Origin of the sequence: Kribbella sp. ALI-6-A (assembly GCF_001984195.1) — a bacterium.
GTDB lineage: Bacteria > Actinomycetota > Actinomycetes > Propionibacteriales > Kribbellaceae > Kribbella.
In genome coordinates this window covers 562,325-587,085 of sequence record NZ_MTQN01000012.1, presented here as the reverse complement: position 1 = coordinate 587,085, position 24,761 = coordinate 562,325, and the positions used below count along the sequence as shown (strand labels likewise).

The window sequence follows — 24,761 nt, the reverse complement described above, 5'->3', positions numbered from 1 at the left end:
GACGCCCACCACCGATCAACCGAGCGCTCCGGCCCACGCCCACGCGGGAGCGGCCCGGCGGCGACCGCGTATCAGGAGGTTGATCGGTGCTGCAGGTTCACCCGCGCGTGAAGCCCCGGTCGACGTCGACCGCTTCAGGGGTGTGCAGGCGGACCATGCTGCGGGCGGTGCCGGCCGGGATCCGGGTCGGCGTGAGCCGGGAAACCACGATGACGGTGAGGAAAGCCAGCGGCATCGTCCACGCGGCGGGCTGGGCGACGAGGGCGCCGAGCCAGCCGTCCAGGGGTGGGCCGACGACGTTGACCAGGACGGCGAAGATCGCGGCGACTCCGCCGACGAGCAGGCCGGCGGCGGCGCCGACCGTCGACATGCGGCGCCACCAGATACCCAGCACGAGCAGCGGACAGAACGTCGAAGCCGCGACCGCGAAGGCGAGCCCGACTGTGTCGGCCAAACTCAGCGCGCCGGTGAAGTTCCAGGCGACGTAGGGAACGGCCATGGCCAGCACGGCCGCGATCCGGAAGCTGTTGACGGCCAGGTAGTCGCCTCCGGTCAACCGGTGCAGGCGATTGCGCAGCAGGTCCTGATCGATCACGCCGGCGATCGCGACGGTCAACCCCGACGACGTGGACAAGAACGCGGCGAACGCTCCCGCCGCGACGAGCGCGCCGAGCAGATCCCCGACGGTGCCGGGGAAGATCCGTCCGGGCAGTTCCAGTACGACGGTGTCGGCGGCCGTGGCGACCAGATCCGGGGCGAACGCCCGCCCCAGTACGGCGTACACGGGCGGGAAGAGGTAGAAGACGCCGAGCAGCGCGAGCACCACGACCGTCGTCCGGCGGGCGGCGCGGCCGTCGGGATTGGTGTAGAAGCGGACCAGCACGTGCGGCAGGCCCATCGTCCCGAAACAAAGGGCCAGCAGTAACGAGTACGTCGCGTACAAGGGATGGTCGCGGCCGTCGGCGGTGGACAGCGGCTCGGCCCACTCCGAGCCTGCGCCCTGCAGCGAATCCAGTACGCCGACCGGGTGGTCCATCGAGCGCCAGGCGATCAGGATGACAAAAACCGGCGCGGCCAGGGCGAACAGTTTCAGCCAGTACTGGAAGGCCTGGACGAAGGTGATCGAGCGCATCCCGCCGGCGGCGACGTTGATCACCACGATGATCGCGACCAGCGCGGCCCCGACCGCGGGCGGTGCGCCGGTCACGGTCTGCACGGTCAGCCCGGCGCCGCGCAACTGGGGGAGCAGGTAGAGCGTGCCGATCCCGGCCACCAGGAACGAGCAGATCCGCCGGACGACGGCCGACTCGAAGCGGGTCTCGGCGAAGTCGGGCAACGTGTAGGCGCCGGAGCGGCGCAGCGGGGCGGCGATCAGGACCAGCAGCATCAGGTAGCCGACGGTGTAGCCGACCGAGAACCACAGCATGTCGGCGCCGTTCACCAGGACCAGTCCGGCGACGCCGAGGAAAGATGCCGCCGACAAGTACTCGCCGCTGATCGCGGAGGCGTTCCAGCGTGGGGTGACGGCGCGGCTGGCGACGTAGAAATCGCTGGTGGTGCGGGAGATCCGCAGCCCGAACAACCCGATGCCGATCGTTGCCGCGATCACCAGACCGATCGCGGTCAGGCTCATCGCCGGTGACATCTACTGCCGCCCGACGAACTCGGTGAACTCGGTCTCGATCCGTTCGGCGTTGCGGACGTAGATCCGGGCGGCGACGTAGACGACCGGGTAGACCACGACGCCGAGCAGCACCCAGGGCAGCGGGATGCCGAAGACGGCGACCGTGCGCGTGACGGGGACGAGGAAGAACAACAGCGGAAGACTGCCCAGGCCGATCACGGTGCCGGCGATGACGACCAGGGCCAGGCGCAGCTGGGACTGGATCAGCGAGCTCATGTAGACCTCGCCGACGCGGGTCTGCTCGTCGATCTCCCGGGTCCCGGTGTGCCCGCCGATCCGCCGGGCCGCGCTCGTCCGTGGACTCGTCACCCGAACCCGCCGCGGACCTTCCGGCGTACTCATCTCAGCCTCGCAGCGACGTCGAGCGGACCAGGAGGTCGCGGAGCTCGCGGGTGTGCCGGCGACTGACCGGGAGCCAGTCGTCACCGACCCGTACGGCGCACCGCCCACCGTCGACGCGCATCTCGTCGACGTGGGCCAGCGCGACCAGAGTGCTGCGGTGGATCCGGGTGAAGCCGGCGTCGCGCCAGCGTTCCTCGAGCGTGCTGAGTGGGACCCGGACCAGGTGCGAGTTCTGCCCGGTGTGCAGCCGCGCGTAGTCGCCCTGCGCCTCGACGTAGCGAACCGCCGACCGCTGCACGAACCGCGTCACACCCGCGAGCTCGACCGGGATCGTCTCGTCGTCGGTCTCCTCCGGCGAGTGCACCACCTGCGGGCCACCGGCGTTGACCACCCGGCGGACCGCCTCGGCCAGCCGCTCGGCGCGGACCGGCTTCATCACGTAGTCGGTCGCCTCCAGCTCGAAGGCCGCTACCGCGTGCTCGTCGTACGCCGTGACGAACACGATCTGCGGCGGGTTGGCGAACTTCGACAGCACCTTGGCGAGGTCGATCCCGTCCAGCCCCGGCATCTTGATGTCGCAGAACACCACGTCGATGTCGGCGGCCTGCAGGATCTTCAACGCGTCCGGCCCGTTCGACGCGGTCTGGATCGGGCCGATCCGGTCGTCGCGGGACAGCAGGTAGACCAGCTCGGCCAGCGCCGGCTCCTCGTCGTCGGCGACCAGCGCGCGCAGGGGAGTGTCGGCCATGCGCCACACACTAGATGGAGGCATGCACCCCTGAGGAGTATTTGGGCACCCGGAAGCTGACCTTTGTCCCTGCTTCCACCGCGGTCTCGACGACCAGGCCGTACGCGTCGCCGTACACCTGGCGCAGGCGGGCGTCGACGTTGCCGAGGCCGATCGAGTCGCTGCCGGACTGGCCGGACAGGGCGGCCCGGATCACCTCGGGGTCGCTGCCGGCGCCGTCGTCCTCGACGCTGATCTCGGCCTCCGAGCCGCGGTCCATCGCCCGGATCGTGATCTGCCCGACGCCGGTGGTGCCCTCCAGCCCGTGCCGTACGGCGTTCTCGACCAGCGGCTGGACGACCAGGAACGGGATCGCCACCGACAGCACCTCCGGCGCGATCAGCAAGGACACCGTCAGCCGCTCGCCGAACCGCGCCTGCTCCAGGACGAGGTACCGCTCGACGTTGCGCAGCTCGTCGGACAGCGTGGTGAACTCCCCGCCGCGGCGCAGCGCGTACCGGGAGAAGTCGGCGAACTCCAGCAGTAGCTCGCGCGCCCGCTCGGGATCGGTCCGCACGAACGACGCGATCGCCGCCAGCGCGTTGTAGATGAAGTGCGGGCTGATCTGCGCCCGGAGCGCCCGCAGTTCGGCCTCCATCGCGCGGGTCCGCTCCTTGTTGAGCTCGGCCAGCTCGACTTGGCCCGACACCCAGCGGGCGACCTCCTCGGTGGCCCGTACCAGCGCGGCCGACGAGCGCGGGCTGTACGCGACCAGGACGGCGACCACCCGGTCCTCGGTCACGATCGGCGCGACCACGGCGGTCCGGACCGGGCACTGCGGATCCCCACAGGCGACGTCGTGCGCCCCCAGTACGGCGGTCCGCCCGCTGCGCAGCGTCATCGCCGCGATCGCCTTCGCGTCGACGCGATGGTTGCTCTCGTACGCCCCGCCGACCCCGTCCCATGCCAGCACTCCCGACGCGTCGCAGATCGCGATCGCCGCCGTACCGAGCAGGTCCCGCAGGTGCTTGCTCGCCCGCCCGGCGGCGACCGGCGTCAGCCCTTCGCGCAGGTGCGGCGAGGCCAGCGAGGCGGTGTGCAACGTGGCATACGTCGCCTTGTCAGCCAGAGTCCCGAAATGCTTCCGCCGCCGCGCGAACATGCCTTGACGGTAGCCGCTCAGCCCTTCGCGCGGGGTGTGAACGCGGCCAGCGCCTCGGTGTCGGAGTAGTTGGTGCGGATGTACTCGTCGGCCCAGGCGGCCCGGTCCGGGTAGCCGGACTCGGCGACGACGCGGTCGGCGGCGGCGTCCAAGTCGACCGCTGCCCGTCGCAGCTGGACGTCTGAGCCGGTCAGCAGGGCCCAGCTGGGACCAGGTGCGCCGTACGGCATGCCGACGCTGCCGGCGTTCACCACCAGCCGTCGGTCGACCTGCCGGGCGAACGGCATGTGCGTGTGCCCGCAGACGATCGTGCGGATCTCGTCCGGTACGCCGCCGAGAACCTGTTCCCACCGGGTGATCGGGCTGTCGACCAGCACGACCTCCTCGTCGGTGCGGGGCGTCGCGTGGCAGAACAGGACGTCGCCGATCGTCACGGTGAGCGGCAGGGAGGACAACAGCTCGACCTGGTCCGGCCGGAGCTCCGCCGCGGCCCACGGGCTCACCTGATCGGGCGGATCCAGCTGCTCGCCACGGGCCATCGACACCAACTCGCGATCGGCGTTGCCACGCACCCAGACGGCCCGATCGCCCAATCCCTGCAGGAGATCCAGCGTCTCCACCGGCTGAGGGCCGGCCGCGAGATCACCTGCCAGTACGACGACGTCGGCGCTCTGCACGTCCGGCTCCGCCAGCACGGCCTCGAGCGCGGGCAGGACGCCGTGAATGTCGGCCAGCACCGCGATGCGTTCCATGCCGACCAGTGTGACCCGTCGGTCCGCCGTACCGGTGGTGACTCTGCTGTCGGCAGACGATTCAGCGGGCGAGGCCGATGCGCTTCCCGCCGAGTGGGACGGCGGATTCGCAGGCGCCGGTCGTGATCGTGCAGCGCAGGACGCCGCGCGGCATCGTCTCCTGGTCGTCGATCAGCATCAGCACGTGCTGGTCGTCCTCGGCCCGGGCGGAGACGAAAAACGCTCCGGTCCATTCGCGCAGGACGTTGCCGGTCCACACATCGAGGGCGGCCGTCGACGCGCTCGCCCAGCCGTCGTCGTACGGCGGGGTGGCGATCGCGGTCCGGCCGTCGGGGGTGAAGCTGCGGACCTCGTGGTCGCAGGTGCGCAACAGACTCCGGCCGGAGGCGAGGTCGTTCACCGTGGAGCAGGCCCGATGCTCACCGGGTGCCGTGCGCAGCGCGACCAGCTTGCCGTCGGGGCTGATCGCGGTCGGCGAGCCGGGAGTTGGCACGAGCTTCGACGCGGTCTCGCCGGGCTTCCAGGCATACAGCTTCCACGCCGGGGCGCCGTCGCTCGCGGCGGCTGTGTAGTAGACGGTCCCGTTGAGGTAGGCGAGCAGCCGGATCCCCCACACACCGCGAACCGTGAGCTTGTGGAGGTTGCCGTCGGTGTCCTGCGACAAGACCGTGCCGCCGGGCAGGTTGATCCCGTCCTTGCCCCGCGGCTGCGTCGAGTACGCGACCGCCGACTGGTCATCGGTCCCGATCAGCGAGGACACGCCCGGCACCTTCTCCACCTCGCCGGTGAGCTTCAGTTCGAGCAGTTCGCTGGTGTACTCGTCGCGGGACAGCACGGCGAACACCGCTTCACCCATCCGGGTGAACTCCAGCAGCGACGACGACCCCGGTACGGCGACCGTCCCGCCGGCGCCGCCGCGAATCTCCCGGTCGACGCTGTAGGCCACCTGGGGCTCGCGTCCGGGCTTGAGTTTCTTCAACTGCAGCGGGACTTTCACGGGTCCGGTGAACTCAGGTTGAGCGGAGGCCGACGGGCTGCTCCGGACCGCCAACGGCGAGGCGGCACCAGGGCGGTCGTCGTCCGCCTCGGGCCCCTGACTGGTGGCGACCACCCCGCCGATCGCGACCGCCGCCACGGCAACAGCCGAGACCAGGACGACCAGTCTGGTGTTGCCGGCAGCCATCAGCCGCCGAGCCCGAACTCGTCGCCGGGGGTGATCGGAGTGGCGCGTTCGCAGTCGCCGGTACTGATCGTGCACCGGATGATCGCGCCCTTGGTCTCCGGGCCGTCGTCGACCTCCATCAGCAGGTGCTGGTCGTCCTCGGCCCGGACCTCCCGGAAGGCCACGCCGGTCCATTCCCGCAGCAAGGCACCGGTCTTGCCGTCGAGGAGCCAAGAGCTCAACGGGGCGTAGCCGTCGCCGTATGCCGGGGTGCCGATCACGATCGACTTGTCGGGCGTGAAGCCGGCGATCATGTACTCGCAGGTCCGCCACAGCTTCTTGCCGGTGGCCAGCTCGCTCACGTTCGAGCAACTGCCGGCGCCGCCGATCGTCTCCGCCGCCGCGACCAGCTCACCGTCGGCCGACACCGCGGTCGGCGAGGTGATGCCCTTCACCGCCGTGGCCGAGGACCGGCCAGGCACCCACGTGTAGAGCCTGGGCACACCGGACTCGCTGGGGGTGGCCGCGTAGAAAACCTTGCCGGCGGCGACTGCGATCACCCGGACGTTCCAGGCATTGGGCAGGCTCAGCTTGTACCTGTTGGCGGCGCTGCCCTCGGCGTACACCGTGCTGCCGGCGAGCTGCTCGCCGGTCGACTTCTGCTTCTGGCTGGCGAAGGCCGCGAGACTTCCGTCGACCGCGCCGACCAGTGTGGTGACGTTGCGGACCTCACTGCTCTGGCCGTCGTTGCTGGTTCGGACCAGGACGAGGTCGGGCTCCCTGCTCTCCAGCACGAACGTCGTCTCCTCGGCTTGGGCAACCGCGATGATCGGGTTCGTGCCGGGCGCCTTGAACGCCTGGTCCGGGCCGCCGCTGACCACCCGGTCGAGCACGTGCACCACTTGCGGCGCTCGGCCCGCGTCGAGCTTGCTCAGCGACACCTTGACCTTCTTCGGTCCGGTGAATCCGTTCGCTGCCGGTGTCGAGGGGGTCACGGAAGGTGTTCCGGACGGGGTGGCGGACGGTTTCGGTGTGGGGGTCGGCGTGGGCTTCGGGGTCGGCGTCGAACTCGCGCTGGGCGGTCCACCCAGTGGACTCGCGCTGGTGTCGCTGTCCTGCGGTCCCTGCCGGTAGGCGAACACGCCGCCGCCCACGACCGCCGCCACCGCGACCGCGGCGACCACGACGGTCAGTCGCGCGTTCAGCTGCCTCATGAGCAGGCTCCTAACAAACAGTCGTGGTCCTCAGCAGTGTGCTGCACCCCGCGCGCCCGCGCACGACAGGGTGGGACCGAGGTGGTCGATCCTCGGTGTGACGTCACAACTGAGTGTTTTGTTCGCTCCGGCGACGCGGTCGCAGGAGGGATCGAGCATAATGCGGGCATGGACCAGCCACCCCGGATCGGCCGGTACTCCCTGGTCCGCCGGGTGGGTGCCGGCGGTTTCGCGACCGTCTGGCTGGCCCGGGACGAGCAGCTGGACGCCGAGGTCGCGGTCAAGATCCTGTCCGACAACTGGATCGACGAGGACGACGTCCGGCGCCGGTTCCTGGCCGAGGGACGCTTCCTGCGCCGGGTCGACTCGCCGCACGTGGTCGGGGTGCACGACGTCGGCGAGACCGAGGACGGCCGGCCGTACCTGGTGCTGACCTACGCCGACGGCGGGTCGCTGGCCGACAAGATCAAGGCCGGCCCGCTGGAGGTCGCCGAGGTGGTCGAGGTGATCACCCAGGTCGGCAGCGGACTCAAGCAGTTGCACGCCCGCGGCGTCCTGCACCGTGACGTGAAGCCCGCGAACGTCCTGTTCCGGACCGATCCGTCCGGCGACCGGGCGATGCTCGGCGACCTCGGCCTGGGCAAGTCGCTGGAAACCGTGTCCCAGTTGACGATGCCGGGCGGTACGCCGGCCTACGTCGCGCCGGAGCAGGTGATGGGCGACCGGCTCGACCACCGCGCCGATCTGTACTCGCTCGGCGCCGTCGCGTACGCCGCGTTCACCGGCCAGGCGCCGCACGGCGTGGCCAGTCTCGGCGCGGTGATGCGGATCGATGCGCCGCCGCCGTCGATGAGCACCCTGCGCGAGGACGTGCCGGACGCGATCGACGCCGTCGTCCGCCGCGCGCTCGAGCCGGACCGCGAGAAGCGCTGGCCCGACCTGGACAGCTTTCTCAACGCGTTGCGCGAGGCCCACACGACCGGCAAGATCCCGGCCGGGCTGGTCCCGGCCGAGGAACTGCCGGTGCCCACCGGGCCGGGTGGAATCGACCAGGAGACCCAGCTGGCGACTCCGGCCGACGCCAAGACCGTGGGCGGCGCGGACGCCGAGGCGACTGTCGGGGTCGAGCCTGCGCCTCGCCGGAACAAAAGAGCCGGCTGGATCGCCGCCGTACTGGCGGTGCTGCTGGCCGGTGGCGGTGGGTACGCCGGCTACGAGCTGGTGATGAGCCGGCCGGTCGAGGTGGTCGAGCGCAACGTCAAGGTCGAGGTGCCGCGGAGCTGGGACCAGAAGTCCACCCGGGACGAGCCGTTCGCGTTGCTGGTCAGCGAGGACACCTCGGCCTGGCCGAGCGATGCGAACACCTCTGGCGTCTTCGTGGGCCTGCTCAGCCAGACCAACCTGCCGACCACCGGTACGGCGCCCACCGGGTGTTCCCCCAACGGTACGGACACCACACCGGCCGGCGACCAACCGCAGATCACCTTCAAGTACGAGTGCAACGACAACGCCGACGTGATGGAGCGGTACCGGAAGGTCTCCGGCAACCAGCTGCTGCGCGTCCAGGTCCGTGGCGATGCGCAGGAGCTGACCGACGTGCTGAACTCCGTGATCTACAACGGGAGAGCCGGGTAGACCGGCGGCGGCTGGCAGTACGGTAGGCGGCATGACCGACCTGCGTGCGGCGATCGACCGCGTTCTGCCCTCCGTCCGTGCCGACCTCGAGGACCTGATCCGGATTCCCTCGGTCAGTGCGGACCCGGCCCGTGCGGCCGACGTCCAGCGGTCGGCCGAGGCGACCGCCGCGCTGTTCGAGGCGGAGGGGTTCACGGTGAAGATCGTGCGCGCGGGCGAGGGCGCGCCCGCGGTGATCGCGAAGAAGCCGGCGCCGGCGGGCAAGCCGACCGTGCTGCTCTACGCGCACCACGACGTCCAGCCGACCGGCAACGTCGAAGAGTGGACCTCGGAGCCGTTCGAGCCGACCGAGCGCGGTGACCGGCTGTACGCCCGGGGCGCGGCCGACGACAAGGCCGGGATCGCCGCGCACCTGGCCGCCGTACGGGCCTTTGGCAACGATCTTCCGGTCGGGGTGACGGTGTTCGTCGAGGGCGAGGAGGAGATCGGTTCGCCGACGCTGCTGCAGTTGCTGGACGAGTACTCCGACGAGCTGACCTCGGACGCGATCGTGATCGCCGACTCGGGCAACTGGGCGATCGGCCAGCCGGCGTTGACCGTGTCGCTGCGCGGCCTGGTCGACTGCTACGTGGAGGTACGGACGCTCGACCATGCCGTGCACTCGGGTTTGTTCGGCGGCGCCGTGCCGGACGCGCTGACCGCGCTGTGCCGGTTGCTGGCGACGCTGCACGACGACAACGGCGACGTCGCGGTCGACGGCCTGTACGCGAGCCGCGCGGCCGAGCTGGACTACCCGGAGGACCGGTTCCGGGCCGAGTCGAGCGTGCTCGACCAGGTCCGGCTGATCGGCTCCGGCTCGCTGGTCGACCGGCTGTGGACGCGCCCGGCGATCGCCGTCCTGGCGATCGACGCGCCGCGGGTCGCCGACGCCAGCAACACCCTCGTGCCGGTCGCCCGGGCGAAGGTCAGCCTGCGGGTCGCGCCGGGTGACGACGCGGCCAAGGCGATGCAGGCCCTGCGCAACCATCTCGAGCAGAACGCGCCGTGGGGTGCGCAGGTCACCGTGACCGACGGCGACCTCGGCCAGCCCTGCTCGATCAACGCGCGCGGCGCGGCCTACGACGCGGCCCGTACGGCGTTCGCCGAGGCCTGGGGCGTCGAGCCGGTCGACACCGGCATGGGCGGCTCGATCCCGTTCATCGCCGAGTTCCAGCAGGCCTTCCCACAGGCCGCCGTTCTGGTCACCGGCGTGGAGGATCCCGACACCCGGGCCCACGGCATCGACGAGGGCCTGCACCTGGCGGAGTTCGCCAAGGTCTGCCTGGCCGAAGCGCACCTGTTGAAGAACTTGGCCGGTTAGGGCGAGCGGGCTTTCCGGCGACCCAGAGTTTGGCATAGGTTTCGGCGAGTGAAGATCGCAGTCGTGCGAGAGACCCGTCCGGCCGAGCGCCGGGTGGCGCTGGTGCCGGAACAAGTCGTCAAACTCGTCCAGCTCGGGTACGAGGTCGCCGTCGAGCCCGCGGCCGGTGAGCGGGCGCTGTTCTCCGACGACGCCTACCGGGAGGCCGGTGCGGAAGTCGCCTGGGGCGCCGACCACGCGGCGACGGTGGTGGTCTCGGTCCAGCCGCTGGAGCGCGAACGCCTGCAGCGGCTGCACGCCGGCACCGCGCTGATGTCGTTCCTGCCGACGAACCCGCCGGACGTGGTCCGGGCCGCGACCCGCGCCAAGCTGACGGCGTTCGCGATGGAGCTGATCCCGCGGATCTCCCGGGCGCAGGCGATGGACGCGCTGTCCTCGCAGGCGTTGGTGGCCGGCTACCGCGCGGCGATCGTCGCGGCCGAGCGGCTGCCCCGGTTCTTCCCGCTGAACATGACCGCCGCCGGCACGGTGCCGCCGGCCCAGGTGCTGGTCCTGGGCGCCGGCGTCGCCGGACTGCAGGCGATCGCGACCGCGAAGCGCCTCGGCGCCGTCGTCAAGGCGTACGACGTCCGGACGGCCGCGGCCGAGGAGATCGCGTCGATGGGCGCGCAGCCGATCGAGCTCGAGCTCGGCACGCTGGACGGCCCGGGCGGTTACGCCCGCGAGATGACGCCCGAACGCGCGCAGCTGCAGCGCGAGCTGCTCGCGCCGTACGTCGCCGGCGCGGACGCGGTGATCACCACGGCCGCGGTGCCGGGACGGACCGCGCCGATCCTGGTCACCCGGGAGATGGTCGAGCAGATGAAGCCCGGCTCGGTCGTCGTCGACCTGGCCTCCGAGCAGGGCGGCAACGTCGAGGGCTCGGTGGCCGGCACCGAACTGATGATCGGCAACGCGCTGGTCTGGGGCGGTTCCAACGTGCCCAGCCAGATGGCCGGTCCGGCCAGCCGGCTGTACGGCCAGAACGTGGCGAACCTGATCACGTTGATGACCCGCAACGCCGCCTTCGATCCCGACTTCAGCGACGAGATCGTGGCCGGGTGCTGTGTGACGCACGACGGCAAGGTCCTGCACGAGCCGACCCGCGAACTTCTGGAAGGTCAGAGCTGATGACCGAATCCATTGCCCTGCTGACGATCTTCGTGCTCGCGGCATTCGTCGGTGTCGAGGTGATCAGCAAGGTGTCGGCGACCCTGCACACCCCGTTGATGTCCGGCGCCAACGCGATCCACGGCGTCATCCTGGTCGGCGCGATCATCGTCACCGGGCAGGCCGAGTCGGTGCCGGTGGTGATCGTCGGGCTGCTGGCCGTCGTACTGGCGACGGTGAACATGGTCGGCGGCTTCGTCGTCACCGACCGGATGCTGGAGATGTTCCGTGGTCCGGGCGGTCGCAAGAAGGAGCTGCACAAGTGATCGGCACCTGGGCGCAGATCGGCTACCTGGTCGCCGCGGTCTGCTTCATCCTCGCGCTGAAGGCGCTTTCCTCGCCGAAGACCGCGCGGACCGGTAACGCCCTCGGCGCGGCCGGCGCCGTACTGGCCGTGATCATCACGTTCATCGCCTACAAGCCCGACAACCTGGTCCCGATCCTGATCGCGCTGCTGATCGGCACGGTCGGCGGAGTGGTCGGATCGCGGCGGGTGCAGATGACGCACATGCCGCAGCTGGTCGCGCTGTTCAACGGTGTCGGTGGTGGCGCGGCCGCCCTGGTCGCGCTGATGGAACTCGACCACGTCCAGGACGGCCAGACCGTCGCCGCGATCGCCACGGCGTTCACGGTCCTGGTCGGGGCGATCTCGTTCTCCGGCTCGATCGTCACGTTCGCGAAGCTGCAGGAACTGATGACCACCCGCCCGATCACCTTCCCCGGGCTGCCGGTGCTGTTCGTGGCCGGGCTGCTCGGCGGGGTCGCGGTGTCGGTCTGGCTGGTCTCGGAGCCGCGCGTCCTGGTCGGCGTTCTGCTCTGCCTGCTGGGGCTCGCGGTCGGCGTGATGCTGGTGCTGCCGGTCGGCGGTGCCGACGTACCGATCGTCATCTCGCTGCTGAACGCGTTCACCGGCCTGACCGTCGCGGCGGGCGGCTACGTGCTCGGCAACACGCTGCTGCTGGTCGCCGGCACCCTGGTCGGCGCGGCCGGTACGTTGCTGACCAAGCTGATGGCCGACGCGATGGGCCGGTCGGTCTTCAACATCCTCTTCGGCGCGGTCCGCGGTGGTTCGACGCTCGGTGGCGGTACGGCGTCCGACCGGCCGGTGATCTCCGGGAGCGCCGAGGACGTCGCGATCCTGCTCGGCTACGCCCAGCGCGTGATCATCGTGCCCGGCTACGGCCTGGCCGTGGCGCAGGCGCAGCACACCCTGCGCGACCTGGTCGAGGAGCTGCAGGGCCGCGGCGTCAAGGTCGACTACGCCATCCACCCGGTGGCCGGCCGGATGCCCGGCCACATGAACGTACTGCTCGCCGAGGCCCAGGTCCCGTACGAGCAGCTGCGCGAGATGGACGAGATCAACGGCGACTTCAAGCAGGCCGACGTCGTCCTGGTCGTCGGCGCCAACGACGTCGTCAACCCGGCGGCCCGGACCACGCCCAGCGCCCCCATCTACGGCATGCCGATCCTCAACGCCGACGAGGCCCAGCGCGTCATCTTCCTCAAACGCTCCATGCGCCCGGGTTTCGCCGGCATCGAGAACGAGCTGCTCTACGACCCCCGCACCACCCTGCTGTTCGGCGACGCCCGCGAGTCGCTCGCCAAACTCCTGGCGTCGGTCAAGACGGTCTAACGGCTCTCCAGCAGAGCCTTCAGTCGCGCAAGGTCCTTCTGGTTGGCCCGGCGCATCGCGCCGGCCAGCAACGGCGCCGCGACCGTGGCGAACCCCGACGGTTCGCCACGGTTCCGCAGCGTCATCCGCGTACTCCGCGCGGACTCGGCCGACCACTGGTAACTGGTCTCCATCGGAAACGGCCCTTGAGCGGTCCGCATCACCAGCCGCTCGTCGGGGACCAACTCGACGACCTCGTAGGTGTAGGCGAGCCGCCGCCCGAGAAACCGCGCCACGAAGTCGAGCCGGGAGCCCACCGCGACCGGCGGCGTCGTCCGCCACTGCACCGACTCGATGTTCACGTACCATTCCGGCGCGTTCGCCGGGTTCGCGGCGTAGTCGACGACCACCGGCAGCGGCCGGTCGATCACGATCTCGCTCAAGACGTCGACACCCACGGTTGCCTCCTGCCCTCAGTTTCCACCAGGTTGCGCCCTGAACGTCAGCCCGGTCGACCAGACGCTGACCATCCGCCGTGACGGCACGCCGGTGGCCGAAGCCCTCGACCTGCCCGCGAGATCCGGCCGAATCCTCCGGCTGGAGTCGGCGGAATAGCGCGCCGGCGGACGTCCGGAGCGCCCACTCCGCCGCTTCGATTAGCTCGGCAATACCACACGAAGCGCCGCCTGGAGCCATTGCCGGTAGCTCTTGCACTTTTTTACCGCGAGCACAACCCCAATGGCACAATCTTGCCACCGTAGATGGTGAACCGGTCCAGTCCAGATGATTCCGCACTGGATTTGCCGCGGCCGCCGGCACGTGCGGTTTTCCGCCGAGCGCCGGGCTGGATCTGGTCGGCCGCTCTGCGGGCTGACCTGCGGGACCGGTCGGCGACGACGTCCTGGGCGCAGAGAATCCGTGATGACGGAGCGCGCGGCAAGAGTGATTTGTACGGCCGCGGGAAATGCAGGCCGTGCGGGTCGACTTGCCGTCTCGATCAGAATTCCGCTGTGCCCGGCGTACGAATTGCCGGAAATGCAGCGTCAGACCCAGCCGCGTTTTGCGGCGGCCACTCCCAATTCGAAACGAGAAGTGGCGTCCAGGCGGTCCGAGAGATTGGCGGTGATCCGGCGGGCGGTGCGCAGAGAAATGCCCAGCAGCCGGGCGACCTGCTCGTCCTTGGCGCCGCCGGCCAGGAGGCGGAGCACCTCGGCCTCGTGCGGGGTGAGCGGCGAGTCGTTGTCGCGGTCCTCGGGGGCGAACAGGTCGGTGGCGCGGGACCAGTACGCGTCGAACAGGGCCAGTGCGAGGGCGACGACCGCGGGGCTGCGGTGGATCACGGCGCCGGCGCTCTCCACGGCCGGGTCCAGCGGCATGATCGCGATCTCCTGGTCGATGATCAGCAGCCGCAGCGGCAGCGTGGGCGTCGCGCGGACCTCGTTACCCCGCTTGTGCATGTACGCGGCGTACTCGAGACCGGGCTTGGACACCGTCATGCTCTGCAGGTAGACGCTGCGCATCTTGATCCCGCGCTCCAGCAGCGGCAGGTCGGGGGACTCTTCGGGCGGGGCGACGATGTCGTCGACATGGGCGGGGATCAGGCCCCAGAAGCTCTCGCGGGCCTTGGCGCCCAGCTCCTCGATCCGGCGGGAGGCGTTCGCCCGGCCCTTGAGCACCTCGACGTCACCACTGGTGCGGGAGGTGAGCAGCTCGTTGTACTGCTCGGCCATCACCTCGGCCGCCGCCGACGCCTCGGCCAGCTCGCCGAGCTTCCGGTTGAGCTCGCTGCGCCTGCGCTCGACCAGGCCGGCCAGGCCGACCCGGGGGTGCACGGCGTGCTCGACGCCGGGATCGGTCCAGGTGGGGACCAGAAGGTCGAGTTTGCGCAACTCGTCCATTAGCTGGTGAACCTCGGCCAATGGCCGATTCACTCGCGCGGCAATCTCCTGTGGCGTACTGTCCGGTGCGCGGAGGAGGGCGTCATAGACCGCAGCGGTCGCCTCGTCCAGGCCCAGCGGTTCCAGCACTTTCCACACCCTTCCAACGCTTGTTGGGAACCGACCATATACAGGGTGCGTCGATTTAGCGCGTTCAGTAGACGGTTTCGGATTATTTCGGAGGGGACTGGCTGTGATCAAGAGGTTTCTGATGGTGGCGGTTTCGGCGGGGCTGCTGGCCGGCTCGGCGTGGCTGACGACCGGTTCGGCGGTCGCGGGGGAGGACCCGCCGGTGTCCGACGACCCGCACGCAGCGTGCGGCGTTTGCTGGTGACAGCAGTCCCGTAGACTGTTGCCCGTGGCTCGTGGCGATGGTCGGCTCACTCATGATCTCGACCCGCAGGATCTGGGTCCGCAGGACGCCTGTGGCGTCTTCGGAGTCTGGGCTCCTGGGGAAGAGGTCGCCAAACTCACCTATTTCGGTCTCTACGCCCTGCAGCACCGAGGGCAGGAGTCGGCCGGGATCGCGGTCGGCAACGGCAGCCAGATCCTGGTCTACAAGGACATGGGGCTGGTCAGCCAGGTGTTCGACGAAGCGACGCTGGCGTCGCTGCGGGGGCACATCGCCGTCGGGCACTGCCGGTACTCGACGACCGGCTCCAGCGTCTGGGCGAACGCGCAGCCGACCTTCCGGTCCACCGCGACCGGGTCGGTGGCGCTCGCCCACAACGGCAACCTGACCAACACCGGTGACCTCGCGGCCACGCTCGACGGCAGCGACGACCTGGATCTCGGGCTGGACCTGGAGGTCGAGCACGCCAAGGCGAACGCCAAGCACGGCGCCTCGTCCGACACCGACATCCTCACCTCGATGCTCGCGGCGTACCCGGACCTGAGCGTCGAGCAGGCGGCCGCGCGGGTGCTGCCGAAGGTCAAGGGCGCGTTCAGCCTGATCTTCATGGACGAGTCCACCCTGTACGCCGCCCGCGACCCGCAGGGCATCCGCCCGCTGGTGCTGGGCCGGCTCGAGCGGGGCTGGGTGGTCGCCAGCGAGACCGCGGCCCTCGACATCGTCGGCGCCAGCTTCATCCGTGAGGTCGAGCCGGGCGAGATCGTCGCGATCGACGAGAACGGCCTGCGCTCCACCAAGTTCGCCGAGCCGGACCTCAAGGGCTGCCTGTTCGAGTTCGTCTACCTGGCCCGGCCGGACACCCAGATCTCCGGCCAGCGGATCCACTCGACCCGGGTCGAGGTCGGCCGCCGGCTGGCCAAGGAGCACCCGGTCGACGCCGACCTGGTGATCGCCACGCCGGAGTCCGGTACGCCGGGCGCGATCGGCTACGCCGAGGCCTCGGGCATCCCGTACGGGTCGGGCCTGGTCAAGAACGCCTACGTCGGCCGGACCTTCATCCAGCCCAGCCAGACCATCCGCCAGCTCGGCATCCGGCTCAAGCTCAACCCGCTGCGCGAGGTGATCGAGGGCAAACGGCTGGTCGTGGTCGACGACTCGATCGTGCGCGGCAACACCCAGCGTGCGGTGATCCGGATGCTGCGCGAGGCGGGCGCGGCCGAGATCCACGTCCGGATCTCGTCGCCGCCGGTGAAGTGGCCGTGCTTCTACGGCATCGACTTCGCCAGCCGCGCGGAGCTGATCGCCAACGGCCTGAACACCGAGGAGATCTGCCGCTCGATCGGCGCCGACTCGCTCGGTTACATCAGCCTCGACGGGCTGATCGAGGCCACCACGGTGCCGAAGGACAAGCTCTGCCGCGCCTGCTTCGACGGGGTCTACCCGGTCGAGCTGCCGGACCCGGAGCGCCTGGGCAAGCACCTGCTGGAGGTGCCGGTCAGCACCGACGCCGACGGCCTGGCGTCGGTCTCCGGCGGCGCCGGCGCCGCGGACGCCCTGTCCCGCCCGTAGCCACCCTCGTCCGATGACCCAGCTCCCGACCGCAGCGTCCGCGTCCCGCGGGCCCCGGCCGGGCTGGGCGTCCGGCGACATCGGCCGGTGGACGTCCGCGGCGCACGCGACCGCGCCCGTCGCCGGCCGGCGAACTTCCGGGACGCCGTCCCGCCGACGAAGGAGAACACCGTGAGCCAGGGCGCGAGCTACGCCGCCGCCGGAGTCGACATCGAGGCCGGGGACCGGGCCGTCGAGCTGATGAAGGAGTGGGTGTCCAAGGCGACCCGTCCCGAGGTGGTCGGGGGGCTCGGTGGTTTCGCCGGGCTGTTCGACGCCAGCGCGCTGACGGCGTACCGGCGGCCGCTGCTGGCCACCTCCACCGACGGCGTCGGGACCAAGGTCGCGATCGCGCAGAAGCTGGACCGGCACGACACGATCGGGTTCGACCTGGTCGGCATGGTCGTCGACGACCTGGTGGTCTGCGGTGCCGAGCCGCTGTTCATGACCGACTACATCTGCACCGGCAAGGTGGTCCCGGAGACGATCGCGCAGATCGTCAAGGGCATCGCCGAGGCCTGTGTCGAGGCCGGTACGGCGCTGGTCGGCGGTGAGACGGCCGAGCACCCAGGCTTGCTGGAGGCCGACGAGTACGACGTCGCCGGCGCCGCGACCGGGGTCGTCGAGGCCGACGAGCTGCTCGGCGCGGAGCGGGTCAAGGCCGGGGACGTCGTGCTCGCGATGGCCTCGTCCGGCCTGCACTCGAACGGGTACTCCCTGGTCCGGCACGTCTTCTTCGACCGGGCCGGCTGGCAGCTCGACCGTGAGGTTCCGGAGTTCGGTGGCACGCTCGGCGACACCCTGATCACGCCGACGCGGGTCTACGCCAAGCACTGCCTGGAGCTGATCCGGGCGCTGAACGCCGACGGCGAGCGTCCGCTGCACGCGATGTCGCACATCACCGGTGGCGGCTTCGCGGCGAACCTGGCCCGCGTGATCCCCGACGAACTGGCGGTCCGGATCGACCGGTCCACCTGGACGCCGGCGCCGGTCTTCGGCCTGGTCGGCAAGCTCGGCGACGTCCCGCAGCTCGAGCTGGAGAAGACGCTGAACATGGGCGTCGGCATGGTCGCCGTCCTGGACCCGTCCACCGCGGACCGCGCGATCGCCGTCCTCGCCGAGCGCGACATCCCCGCCTGGGTCTGCGGCGAGGTCAGCACCGGCACCACCGGTGTCGAGCTGCAGGGCGACTACGCGAGCTGACCGGCGCCGGGGTACGACGCAGTGCCTCGTGGTCCGCAGCCGGGACCGCTCAGGTGGCGTTCACCGCGGGTGAGCGCCGCCTGTCGCGGACAGGCTCGTGAGCCACACCAGCGCCTGAACGCGGCAGAAAAAACGGCAGGCCAACAGGACCTGCGGTACTGGTGTGACGAACTCCGTCGGGTCGAGCACAGCTGACTGGTCCAGGCGCCTCAGGCGCATGGACCAGTCACTGGAGCTGCTGTCGCTTTACCGACGGGGGTGGTAGTCGTCGGCGTCATCGCCGGCGTCTGCGTCGTAGTCACCGTTCACAGAACTGGTACCGCCCTCGGCCCCACCGGCCAGCTCACGCTTGAGCTGCTCCAAGTCGGTCTCCCAGGTGCGGTACTTCAGGTCGCGAGCGACCTTCGTCTGCTTGGCCTTTGCACGGCCGCGCCCCATAGCGTCGACCCCCTCGCACAAGTCAACCGGGTACGCAGCGTGGCGCCCACGGATCAGTCGTCAGTAATCGTGGTTCTAGGTTACCCGGCCCCGGGGATCGACACACGCACCGCCCCCTGCTCGGACACTTCCAGACCTCCGATGACAGGCCGATGGGCCCGGCTGGTCCCCTCGAACCAGCCGAGCCCACCGCGTCTTTGCGCTCGTGAGCGCCGCTTACTTCACCTCGCGACGTGAGCTTGCCCACAGTCCGACGATCGTCGGCAGCACGATCCAGACCCCGATCGCGGTGAGCGTCTCGGGCAGCATCCCGCCGAGATCGCGCGCCGCGATCCGGCCGAAGGCGCCGAAGACGTCCAGCCAGTCCGCGTTGTCCTTGAACAGCGCCGGCCCGGCCAGCGACCAGGCGGTCGGCGCGATGAAGAAGACCAGGATGGCCACGGCGGTCTGTGCGATCACGGCGCCGAAGGCGGCGCCCATCACCACGTTCAGCGCGTTGGCCAGGTAGGCACCGGCCAGCGAGCCGCCCAGTCCGGCGTACGTCGCTCCGTCGCCACCGGCCGCACCGCCGACGGCGGTCGCGCCCAGCGCCAGCGCGCTGGTCACGGTCAGGACGACGACGCTCAGCACGATCGCCGCGACGAACTTGGCCAGCTGGACGCGGACCCGGCGCGGCGACAGCGTGAAGGTGGTCAGCGCGGTCCGCTGGGTCCACTCACTCGTCATCGCCATCACGCCGATCACCGGCAGCAGCAGCTGGACACCGGTCGAGGCGGCCATCAGGTTGTCGTTGAAGGCGACCGGGCCGTTGGGCAGATGCGTCAGCTGCCAGGCCAGCGCGGCCAGTGCGACGGCCAGGATGCCGAGAATCAGCACCCGGCCGCTGCGGGTGTTGACGGACTTGCGCAGCTCGATCGCGACGAGCTTGAGGAAGGGCTGGCCCGTGGCCGGCGGCAGGCTGGACCCTACGGCGGCCCGGTGCTTGCCGGCTGCCGCAGGGTTCGTCCCGGCGGCGGTCGGGGTGGTGACGTCGGTGACAGTCATGTCAGAAGCTCCCGGTGGAAGTGGTGATCAGGCCGCGACGGCGGTCGGAGTGGTCAGCTGGAAGAACAGTTCCTCCAGGCCGGCGCTGTCGCTCTCGCGCAGCTCGATCAGGATCTGGCCCGCCGCGGCGGCCGCACGGCCGACCTGCTCGGCGGTGGCGTCGACGCGCAGGGCGCCGTCGTGCAGCGGTTCCAGGCTCAGGCCGGCCGCGGTCAGGGCCTGGTTCAGGCCGACCGGGTCGAGGCCGCGCACCAGCGTGCCGCTGCCGGACAGCAGCTCGGCCAGCGAGCCGTCGGCGACGATCCGGCCGCCACCGATGACGACCAGCCGGTCGACGGTCGCCTGGACCTCGCCCAGCAGGTGGCTGGACAGGATCACCGTGCCGCCCCGGGCGGCGAAGTCCTGCAGCAGGCCGCGCATCCAGCGGATGCCCTCCGGGTCCATGCCGTTGGCCGGCTCGTCCAGGATCAGGGCGGCCGGGTCACCGAGCAGCGCGCTGGCGATGCCGAGCCGCTGCCGCATACCGAGCGAGTACTGCCCGACGCGGCGCTTCGCGGCCCCGGTCAGGCCGACGGCGTCCAGCATCTCGTCCGCCCGGCTCTTCGGGACGCCGAGCAGGCTCGCGTTGAGCTGCAGCGTCTCCCGGCCGGTGCGACCCGGGTGCTGGGCCGCCGCGTCGAGCATGACGCCGACGACGCGGCCGGGGTTCGGCAGGTCGGCGTACCGCTTGCCGGCGATGGTGGCGGTCCCCGCGCTGGGCGGGGTCAGCCCGGTCAGCATGCGCAGCGTGGTGGACTTGCCGGCGCCGTTCGGGCCGAGGAAGCCGGTGATGCTGCCGGCCTCGACAGTGAAGGAGACGTCGGAGACAGCCGTGGTGCTGCCGTACCGCTTGCTCAGGTTCTCGACGGTGATCATGGCCACCACTGTTCCGCGCCGCACCCCCGCGCCACATCGACCGACCGTCTCGACCGGCCCCCTACGAAAGTCGCCGCAAACGCGCCGGGAGGACCCCCGGAAGGGGGACGAAAGACAGCACGCAGCGCGACTAGGCTGACGGAGTGCAACGGTCGCGCCGGTGGTTCGCCTGGCTCCGCCGGCCGTACCGCTGGTTCCGCCGGTGGTACGACTGGCTCGTCCGGCACGCCCCGCGGCTGCGCGACCTGATGTACATCGGCTTCAGTCTGCTGACCATCGTCGCCCAGGCGGCCGGTACCGGCGGCCGGGCCGGCTGGATCACGAAGAGCTGGGTCGTGCTGGGCATCGGTGTGGTCGCCTCGCTCGTGCTGTGGTGGCGACGGCGTTACCCGATCGCCGTGACCATCATCGGCATCCTGGCGATGGCGAGTGCACAGATCTTCGTGCCGATGGGTTTGGCGCTGCTGACATTGGCGATCCGGCGCCGGGACGTCTGGCTGGCCGTGCTCAGTCTGGCCGGCTACGCGGCGTACGTCGCGACGTCCTGGCAGCAGAACACCGACCCGTACGTGCTGCTGTTCACCGGGCCGTTCCTGGTCGGCAGCTGGGTCGCCGTCGGGGCCTACGTGGGCGCCCGGCGCGACCTGATGGTCTCCCTGCGGGACCGGGCCGAGCGGGCCGAGGCCGAGCGTGAGCTGCGAGCCGAGCAAGCCAAGCTGGGCGAGCGGGCGCGGATCGCCCAGGAGATGCACGACGTGCTCGCCCACAAGGTGTCGCTGATCGCGCTGCACGCCGGCGGCCTGGAGGTGAACCCCGCGGTCGGTCCGGAGAAGGTGGAGAGCTCGGCCGGGCTGATCCGGCAGACCGCCCGCCAGGCGATGGAGGACCTGCGCGAGGTGCTCGGCGTACTGCGAACCGACCTGAGCCTGGACGGCGCCGACCTGGCTCCGGTGCCGAAGGCGTCCGACCTGGCCCGGCTGGTCGACGACTCGCGAGCCGCGGGCGTGGACGTGCGCAGCGAGCTGGACCTGCCGGACGGCGTACCGCCGCTGGTCGGCCGAACCGTCTACCGGATCGTCCAGGAGTCGCTGACCAACGTGCACAAGCACGCCCGGGGTGCGACCACCGAGGTCCTCGTCCGCGGCGCCGAGGGCGAGGGCGTCACCGTCCGGGTGCGGAACGTGCGGCCGGTCGCGGCTGGTTCACTTCTCCCGGGCTCCGGTGCCGGACTGGTCGGACTGAGTGAGCGGGTCACGCTGTCCGGTGGACAGCTGACCACCGGGCCCACGCAGGACGGCGGCTGGCAGGTCGAGGCCTGGCTGCCCTGGTCGGACGGCGGAGAAGGAGAACGATGACAAGACTGCTGATCGTGGACGACGAGGCGCTGGTCCGGGCCGGGCTGAAGATGATTCTGGAGTCGGCCGACGACCTCGAGGTGGTCGCCGAGGCCGAGGACGGCGCGGACGCCGCCGCGATGGTCCGGCAGCACCAGCCGGACGTCGTCTTGATGGACATCCGGATGCCCCGGCTGGACGGGCTGGCCGCGACGCGCGAGATCCAGGCCCTGCCGGATCCGCCGAAGGTGGTCGTGCTGACCACGTTCGACCTGGACGACTACGTGTTCCGGGCCCTGCAGGCGGGAGCGAGCGGGTTCCTGCTGAAGGACACCCCGCCGCGCGAGCTGGTCCAGGCGGTTCGCGTGGTCGCGGACGGGGAGGCGATGCTGTCGCCGGCGGTGACCCGGCGGCTGATCGGGCACTTCGCGGCGGATCCGCGGACCGACCGGCAGCGGCAGGCGCGGAGGCGGCTGACCGCGCTCACCGACCGCGAGCGCGAGGTGCTGGCCGCGGTCGCCCACGGACTGTCGAACGCCGACATCGGCAAGACGCTGTTCATGAGCGAGGCGACGGTGAAGGCGCACGTTTCCCGGGTGCTGGTGAAGCTGAACGCCACCAACCGCGTCCAGGTCGCGATCCTCGCCCACGACGCGGGACTGCTGGACCAGTAGAAGTCAGGACACAGAGGAAACCGGCCGTGCGCCGCCGGAGGGGTGGGGGCGGCGACGCACGACCGGTTTCAGGTCAGCGACCGGAGGGGGAGGCCGGTCTCGCTGACGGGCTGGACCGGGAGTGACCCGGCCTGGAGCCTCAGGCGCGGCCGAAGGCCACGTTCGAGCTCCAGATCTTCGCCTTCGCGACCGGGCGGCCCGGCTTCGAGGCGTGCCACAGCATGTTGCTGCCGGCGTAGATGCCGACGTGGTAGACGCCGCCGCCACCGCTCTTGAAGAACACCAGGTCGCCCGGCTTGGCGGCCTTGCGGCTCAGGTGCTTGGTGGCGCTGTACTGCTGGCGCGAAGTGCGGGGCAGCTTCTTGCCGGCCTTCTTGTAGACGTAGCCGGTGTAGCCGGAGCAGTCGAAGCCCTTGGGGGTGGTGCCGCCGTACCGGTACGGCGTGCCCTTGAGCTTCGCGGCCTCACGCAGCACCTTGGCCTGGAAGGTCGTCGCCTTGCCGGAGCCACGGTGCAGCAGACCGTGGTTGGCGGCGTAGAACAGCGAGCGCCAGGTGTTCACGGTCATGGTGCCGGTGCGGGGCAGGCCCACCCGGCGCTGGAAGTTCGCCACCGCGGTGCGGGTCGCCGAGCCGTACCAGCCACCGGCCGGGACGTCGAGCGAGCGCTGCACGTAGCGGACGGCCGAGCCGGCGTCGGCGTAGCGCAGCAGCGGCTTGGTGCTGATCGGCTTGTTGCCCCGGGCCCAGGCGGCCGAGGTGGTCTTCGAGGTTCCCGCGTGGGCGGTGTCGGCGGGGGCCACGACGGTGAGCGCCGCTCCACCGGAGACGGCCAGGCCGACCGTGAGGACGGCGGCCGCGGCCCGCGGGGCCGGGGACTTGCTGGTCTTGCGGTGCTTGGCCAGCGTCCGTCCGGTCGGCCGGGTACTGGATTCGCTCGTGGTGACGGCGCGCAGAAGCGCTGTCCGTCGGACAGTGACGGGCATGGTTGTCTCCCGACGCCTGCGGAGTTAGCTGTCGGGTTCGGGCTGGAAGTCGATCGCCCGGTCCGCTCCCGCGGACTTCACCCCAGGGACCCGGCCACTCACAGCCGGGACCCAACATCCTGGGTCCCCCACCCCTGCCATGGTGTTCGAGGGGAACATGTGTGCCTGGCAGGGCTCGGCGTTGACACACATGCAGTTCGAAGTATTTGTCGAACCGCCGACGACTGTATAACAGGACGGTCACGACGCAAACCCTCAAATCCACAGAGACCCTTCTGAAAGCCCCTCAGTGGGTCTCTGACGGGTCAGCAACCTCGGCTGAACATCAGGTGTCCTGAGCGTGTCTGAGCGGCTTTCAGGCGGCCGCAGAGCGGTTTTTGTGACCTGCGTCACAGTACGAAGTTGCTCTGTGTGACAACGCGCACAGTCAGTGCTCAGGCTGCCCTTCGCCGAGCAGTTCCTGGAACCTCTGCAGGCCCACGTTGCCGCCGGACAGCACGACACCGACGCGGTCCGGGAGGTCCTCGACGCGGCCCGCCAGCAGTGCCGCCAGGGCGCTCGCACCGCTCGGCTCGAGCACGATCTTCAGTCGCTCGAAGGCGAACGCCATCGCCGCCCGGATCTCGTCGTCGGACACCAGCGAGAACGCCTCGACCAGCCGCTGGTTCACCGCGAAGGTCAGCTCGCCCGGCGACGAGATCGCTTGCCCGTCGGCGATCGTGCGCGGCACCTCGATCTCGACCCGGTGCCCGGCGGCCAGCGAGCGGGCGTGGTCGTCGCCCGCGGCCGGCTCGACGCCGATCATCCGGATGCCGGGCGACAACGCGGTCGCGGCGGTCGCACAGCCGGCCATCAGCCCGCCACCCCCGACCGGGACGAGCAGCGCGCCGAGCGGGCCGACCTCCCGGATCAACTCGAGCGCCACCGTGCCCTGCCCGGCCATCACGTCGTAGTGGTCGTACGGCGGAATCAGCGTCAGCCCGCGATCCTGCGACAGCTTCGCCGCCAGCGCCGCCCGGTCCTCGGTGTAGCGGTCGTAGCGGACCACCTCCGCGCCGTACCCCTCGGTGGCCGCGACCTTCGTCGGCGGCGCGTCGGCCGGCATCAGGATCACCGCGCGCGTCCCGGCCAGCGCGGCCGCGAGCGCGACGGCCTGGGCGTGGTTCCCGGACGAGTACGCCGCGACGCCGCGTGCGCGTTCGGCCGCGGTCAACCGGCTGACCGCGTTGCAGGCGCCGCGGAACTTGAACGCCCCGATCCGCTGGAAGTTCTCCGCCTTGAGGAACACCTCGGCGCCGACCCGCTCGTTCAGCGTGCGCGATGTCAGCACCGGCGTCCGGTGCGCCGCCCCTTCGATCCGGTCCGCCGCGGCCAGTACGTCGTCAAGGGTCAGCATGGGCCCGAATCTATCG

24 protein-coding genes and 1 riboswitch are annotated in these 24,761 nt (G+C 70.6%); of the genes, 10 read left to right on the top strand and 14 right to left on the bottom strand.

Annotation, left to right across the window (positions count from 1 at the left end; genetic code table 11):
- Positions 1–97: 97 nt before the first annotated feature.
- The 7 genes from BWI15_RS29350 to BWI15_RS29320 form a co-directional block, all read right to left on the bottom strand.
- Positions 98–1,633, bottom strand: coding sequence for a sodium/solute symporter (locus BWI15_RS29350; RefSeq protein ID WP_237771512.1), 1,536 nt, complete (start codon positions 1,631–1,633; stop codon positions 98–100).
- 12 nt (positions 1,634–1,645) lie between these two features.
- Positions 1,646–2,026: a hypothetical protein gene (locus BWI15_RS29345; protein WP_077017787.1), complete on the bottom strand. Its 381-nt coding sequence runs from the start codon at positions 2,024–2,026 to the stop codon at positions 1,646–1,648.
- A gap of 1 nt (position 2,027) precedes the next feature.
- Positions 2,028–2,774, bottom strand: coding sequence for a LytR/AlgR family response regulator transcription factor (locus BWI15_RS29340; protein WP_077017786.1), 747 nt, complete (start codon positions 2,772–2,774; stop codon positions 2,028–2,030).
- Between the two features lie 10 nt (positions 2,775–2,784).
- Complete coding sequence (locus BWI15_RS29335) at positions 2,785–3,915, bottom strand: histidine kinase (protein WP_077017785.1); 1,131 nt, start codon at positions 3,913–3,915, stop codon at positions 2,785–2,787.
- Between the two features lie 17 nt (positions 3,916–3,932).
- Positions 3,933–4,667, bottom strand: a complete 735-nt coding sequence (locus BWI15_RS29330; RefSeq protein ID WP_077017784.1) for a metallophosphoesterase family protein — start codon at positions 4,665–4,667, stop codon at positions 3,933–3,935.
- Between the two features lie 61 nt (positions 4,668–4,728).
- The gene (locus BWI15_RS29325; RefSeq protein ID WP_077017783.1) at positions 4,729–5,850 is read right to left on the bottom strand and encodes a hypothetical protein; all 1,122 of its coding nucleotides are present in this window, start codon (positions 5,848–5,850) and stop codon (positions 4,729–4,731) included.
- Positions 5,850–7,043, bottom strand: coding sequence for a hypothetical protein (locus BWI15_RS29320; protein ID WP_077017782.1), 1,194 nt, complete (start codon positions 7,041–7,043; stop codon positions 5,850–5,852). Before BWI15_RS29320 ends, BWI15_RS29325 begins: the two co-directional genes overlap by 1 nt.
- A gap of 168 nt (positions 7,044–7,211) precedes the next feature.
- Here BWI15_RS29320 and BWI15_RS29315 point away from each other — a divergent pair, with 168 nt between their 5' ends.
- The 5 genes from BWI15_RS29315 to BWI15_RS29295 are packed head-to-tail and all read left to right on the top strand — an operon-like array spanning position 7,212 to position 12,880.
- The gene (locus BWI15_RS29315; protein WP_077017781.1) at positions 7,212–8,678 is read left to right on the top strand and encodes a serine/threonine-protein kinase; all 1,467 of its coding nucleotides are present in this window, start codon (positions 7,212–7,214) and stop codon (positions 8,676–8,678) included.
- 31 nt (positions 8,679–8,709) lie between these two features.
- Complete coding sequence (locus tag BWI15_RS29310) at positions 8,710–10,038, top strand: dipeptidase (RefSeq protein WP_077017780.1); 1,329 nt, start codon at positions 8,710–8,712, stop codon at positions 10,036–10,038.
- Between the two features lie 48 nt (positions 10,039–10,086).
- Positions 10,087–11,208, top strand: a complete 1,122-nt coding sequence (locus BWI15_RS29305) for an NAD(P) transhydrogenase subunit alpha (protein WP_077017779.1) — start codon at positions 10,087–10,089, stop codon at positions 11,206–11,208.
- Entirely contained in the window at positions 11,208–11,513 is a 306-nt protein-coding gene (locus BWI15_RS29300; RefSeq protein ID WP_077017778.1) for an NAD(P) transhydrogenase subunit alpha, read from the top strand. The genes BWI15_RS29305 and BWI15_RS29300 overlap by 1 nt, the downstream gene beginning before the upstream one ends.
- Positions 11,510–12,880 (top strand): NAD(P)(+) transhydrogenase (Re/Si-specific) subunit beta, encoded by a 1,371-nt coding sequence (locus BWI15_RS29295; protein WP_077017777.1) that lies wholly within the window; start codon positions 11,510–11,512, stop codon positions 12,878–12,880. The genes BWI15_RS29300 and BWI15_RS29295 overlap by 4 nt, the downstream gene beginning before the upstream one ends.
- On the opposite strand, the gene BWI15_RS29290 is transcribed toward BWI15_RS29295, so the two are convergent.
- Both BWI15_RS29290 and BWI15_RS29285 read right to left on the bottom strand, forming a co-directional pair.
- The gene (locus BWI15_RS29290) at positions 12,877–13,317 is read right to left on the bottom strand and encodes an SRPBCC family protein (RefSeq protein ID WP_077017776.1); all 441 of its coding nucleotides are present in this window, start codon (positions 13,315–13,317) and stop codon (positions 12,877–12,879) included. The two genes, BWI15_RS29295 and BWI15_RS29290, sit on opposite strands and share 4 nt — an antisense overlap.
- A 585-nt stretch (positions 13,318–13,902) precedes the next feature.
- Positions 13,903–14,757 (bottom strand): helix-turn-helix transcriptional regulator, encoded by an 855-nt coding sequence (locus BWI15_RS29285; RefSeq protein ID WP_237771511.1) that lies wholly within the window; start codon positions 14,755–14,757, stop codon positions 13,903–13,905.
- Between the two features lie 232 nt (positions 14,758–14,989).
- Between BWI15_RS29285 and BWI15_RS39565 the strand changes: the two genes are divergently transcribed.
- The 3 genes from BWI15_RS39565 (at position 14,990) to purM (ending at position 17,959) form a co-directional block, all read left to right on the top strand.
- Positions 14,990–15,130, top strand: coding sequence for a hypothetical protein (locus BWI15_RS39565; protein ID WP_168197393.1), 141 nt, complete (start codon positions 14,990–14,992; stop codon positions 15,128–15,130).
- Between the two features lie 24 nt (positions 15,131–15,154).
- Complete coding sequence (gene purF / locus BWI15_RS29280) at positions 15,155–16,717, top strand: amidophosphoribosyltransferase (RefSeq protein ID WP_077017775.1); 1,563 nt, start codon at positions 15,155–15,157, stop codon at positions 16,715–16,717.
- A gap of 171 nt (positions 16,718–16,888) precedes the next feature.
- Positions 16,889–17,959 carry a phosphoribosylformylglycinamidine cyclo-ligase gene (gene purM, locus BWI15_RS29275; RefSeq protein ID WP_077019377.1) on the top strand — a complete coding sequence of 357 codons (1,071 nt, stop codon included), beginning with the start codon at positions 16,889–16,891 and terminating at the stop codon, positions 17,957–17,959.
- Between the two features lie 246 nt (positions 17,960–18,205).
- On the opposite strand, the gene BWI15_RS29270 is transcribed toward purM, so the two are convergent.
- From BWI15_RS29270 to BWI15_RS29260, 3 genes are all read right to left on the bottom strand, one after another.
- Positions 18,206–18,397, bottom strand: coding sequence for a DUF3073 domain-containing protein (locus BWI15_RS29270; RefSeq protein ID WP_077017774.1), 192 nt, complete (start codon positions 18,395–18,397; stop codon positions 18,206–18,208).
- A gap of 216 nt (positions 18,398–18,613) precedes the next feature.
- The gene (locus tag BWI15_RS29265) at positions 18,614–19,441 is read right to left on the bottom strand and encodes an ABC transporter permease (protein ID WP_077017773.1); all 828 of its coding nucleotides are present in this window, start codon (positions 19,439–19,441) and stop codon (positions 18,614–18,616) included.
- A gap of 27 nt (positions 19,442–19,468) precedes the next feature.
- Positions 19,469–20,356: an ABC transporter ATP-binding protein gene (locus BWI15_RS29260; RefSeq protein WP_193432203.1), complete on the bottom strand. Its 888-nt coding sequence runs from the start codon at positions 20,354–20,356 to the stop codon at positions 19,469–19,471.
- A gap of 143 nt (positions 20,357–20,499) precedes the next feature.
- Here BWI15_RS29260 and BWI15_RS29255 point away from each other — a divergent pair, with 143 nt between their 5' ends.
- Complete coding sequence (locus BWI15_RS29255; RefSeq protein WP_077017771.1) at positions 20,500–21,711, top strand: sensor histidine kinase; 1,212 nt, start codon at positions 20,500–20,502, stop codon at positions 21,709–21,711.
- Positions 21,708–22,364 carry a response regulator gene (locus tag BWI15_RS29250; protein ID WP_077017770.1) on the top strand — a complete coding sequence of 219 codons (657 nt, stop codon included), beginning with the start codon at positions 21,708–21,710 and terminating at the stop codon, positions 22,362–22,364. The genes BWI15_RS29255 and BWI15_RS29250 overlap by 4 nt, the downstream gene beginning before the upstream one ends.
- 139 nt (positions 22,365–22,503) lie before the next feature.
- On the opposite strand, the gene BWI15_RS29245 is transcribed toward BWI15_RS29250, so the two are convergent.
- Positions 22,504–23,349 (bottom strand): C40 family peptidase, encoded by an 846-nt coding sequence (locus BWI15_RS29245; protein WP_077017769.1) that lies wholly within the window; start codon positions 23,347–23,349, stop codon positions 22,504–22,506.
- Positions 23,349–23,540, bottom strand: a riboswitch (cyclic di-AMP (ydaO/yuaA leader). It overlaps the preceding gene by 1 nt.
- A 236-nt stretch (positions 23,541–23,776) precedes the next feature.
- Positions 23,777–24,745, bottom strand: a complete 969-nt coding sequence (locus BWI15_RS29240; RefSeq protein WP_077017768.1) for a pyridoxal-phosphate dependent enzyme — start codon at positions 24,743–24,745, stop codon at positions 23,777–23,779.
- Positions 24,746–24,761 lie beyond the last annotated feature (16 nt).

Bases quoted from the DNA above. Each gene is read 5' to 3' on its own strand.
- BWI15_RS29350 (WP_237771512.1), bottom strand. From the start codon at position 1,633: ATGAGCCTGACCGCGATCGGTCTGGTGATCGCGGCAACGATCGGCATC.
- BWI15_RS29345 (WP_077017787.1), bottom strand. From the start codon at position 2,026: ATGAGTACGCCGGAAGGTCCGCGGCGGGTTCGGGTGACGAGTCCACGG.
- BWI15_RS29340 (WP_077017786.1), bottom strand. From the start codon at position 2,774: ATGGCCGACACTCCCCTGCGCGCGCTGGTCGCCGACGACGAGGAGCCG.
- BWI15_RS29335 (WP_077017785.1), bottom strand. From the start codon at position 3,915: ATGTTCGCGCGGCGGCGGAAGCATTTCGGGACTCTGGCTGACAAGGCG.
- BWI15_RS29330 (WP_077017784.1), bottom strand. From the start codon at position 4,667: ATGGAACGCATCGCGGTGCTGGCCGACATTCACGGCGTCCTGCCCGCG.
- BWI15_RS29325 (WP_077017783.1), bottom strand. From the start codon at position 5,850: ATGGCTGCCGGCAACACCAGACTGGTCGTCCTGGTCTCGGCTGTTGCC.
- BWI15_RS29320 (WP_077017782.1), bottom strand. From the start codon at position 7,043: ATGAGGCAGCTGAACGCGCGACTGACCGTCGTGGTCGCCGCGGTCGCG.
- BWI15_RS29315 (WP_077017781.1), top strand. From the start codon at position 7,212: ATGGACCAGCCACCCCGGATCGGCCGGTACTCCCTGGTCCGCCGGGTG.
- BWI15_RS29310 (WP_077017780.1), top strand. From the start codon at position 8,710: ATGACCGACCTGCGTGCGGCGATCGACCGCGTTCTGCCCTCCGTCCGT.
- BWI15_RS29300 (WP_077017778.1), top strand. From the start codon at position 11,208: ATGACCGAATCCATTGCCCTGCTGACGATCTTCGTGCTCGCGGCATTC.
- BWI15_RS29285 (WP_237771511.1), bottom strand. From the start codon at position 14,757: ATGGACGAGTTGCGCAAACTCGACCTTCTGGTCCCCACCTGGACCGAT.
- BWI15_RS29270 (WP_077017774.1), bottom strand. From the start codon at position 18,397: ATGGGGCGCGGCCGTGCAAAGGCCAAGCAGACGAAGGTCGCTCGCGAC.
- BWI15_RS29265 (WP_077017773.1), bottom strand. From the start codon at position 19,441: ATGACTGTCACCGACGTCACCACCCCGACCGCCGCCGGGACGAACCCT.
- BWI15_RS29260 (WP_193432203.1), bottom strand. From the start codon at position 20,356: ATGATCACCGTCGAGAACCTGAGCAAGCGGTACGGCAGCACCACGGCT.
- BWI15_RS29250 (WP_077017770.1), top strand. From the start codon at position 21,708: ATGACAAGACTGCTGATCGTGGACGACGAGGCGCTGGTCCGGGCCGGG.
- BWI15_RS29245 (WP_077017769.1), bottom strand. From the start codon at position 23,349: ATGCCCGTCACTGTCCGACGGACAGCGCTTCTGCGCGCCGTCACCACG.
- BWI15_RS29240 (WP_077017768.1), bottom strand. From the start codon at position 24,745: ATGCTGACCCTTGACGACGTACTGGCCGCGGCGGACCGGATCGAAGGG.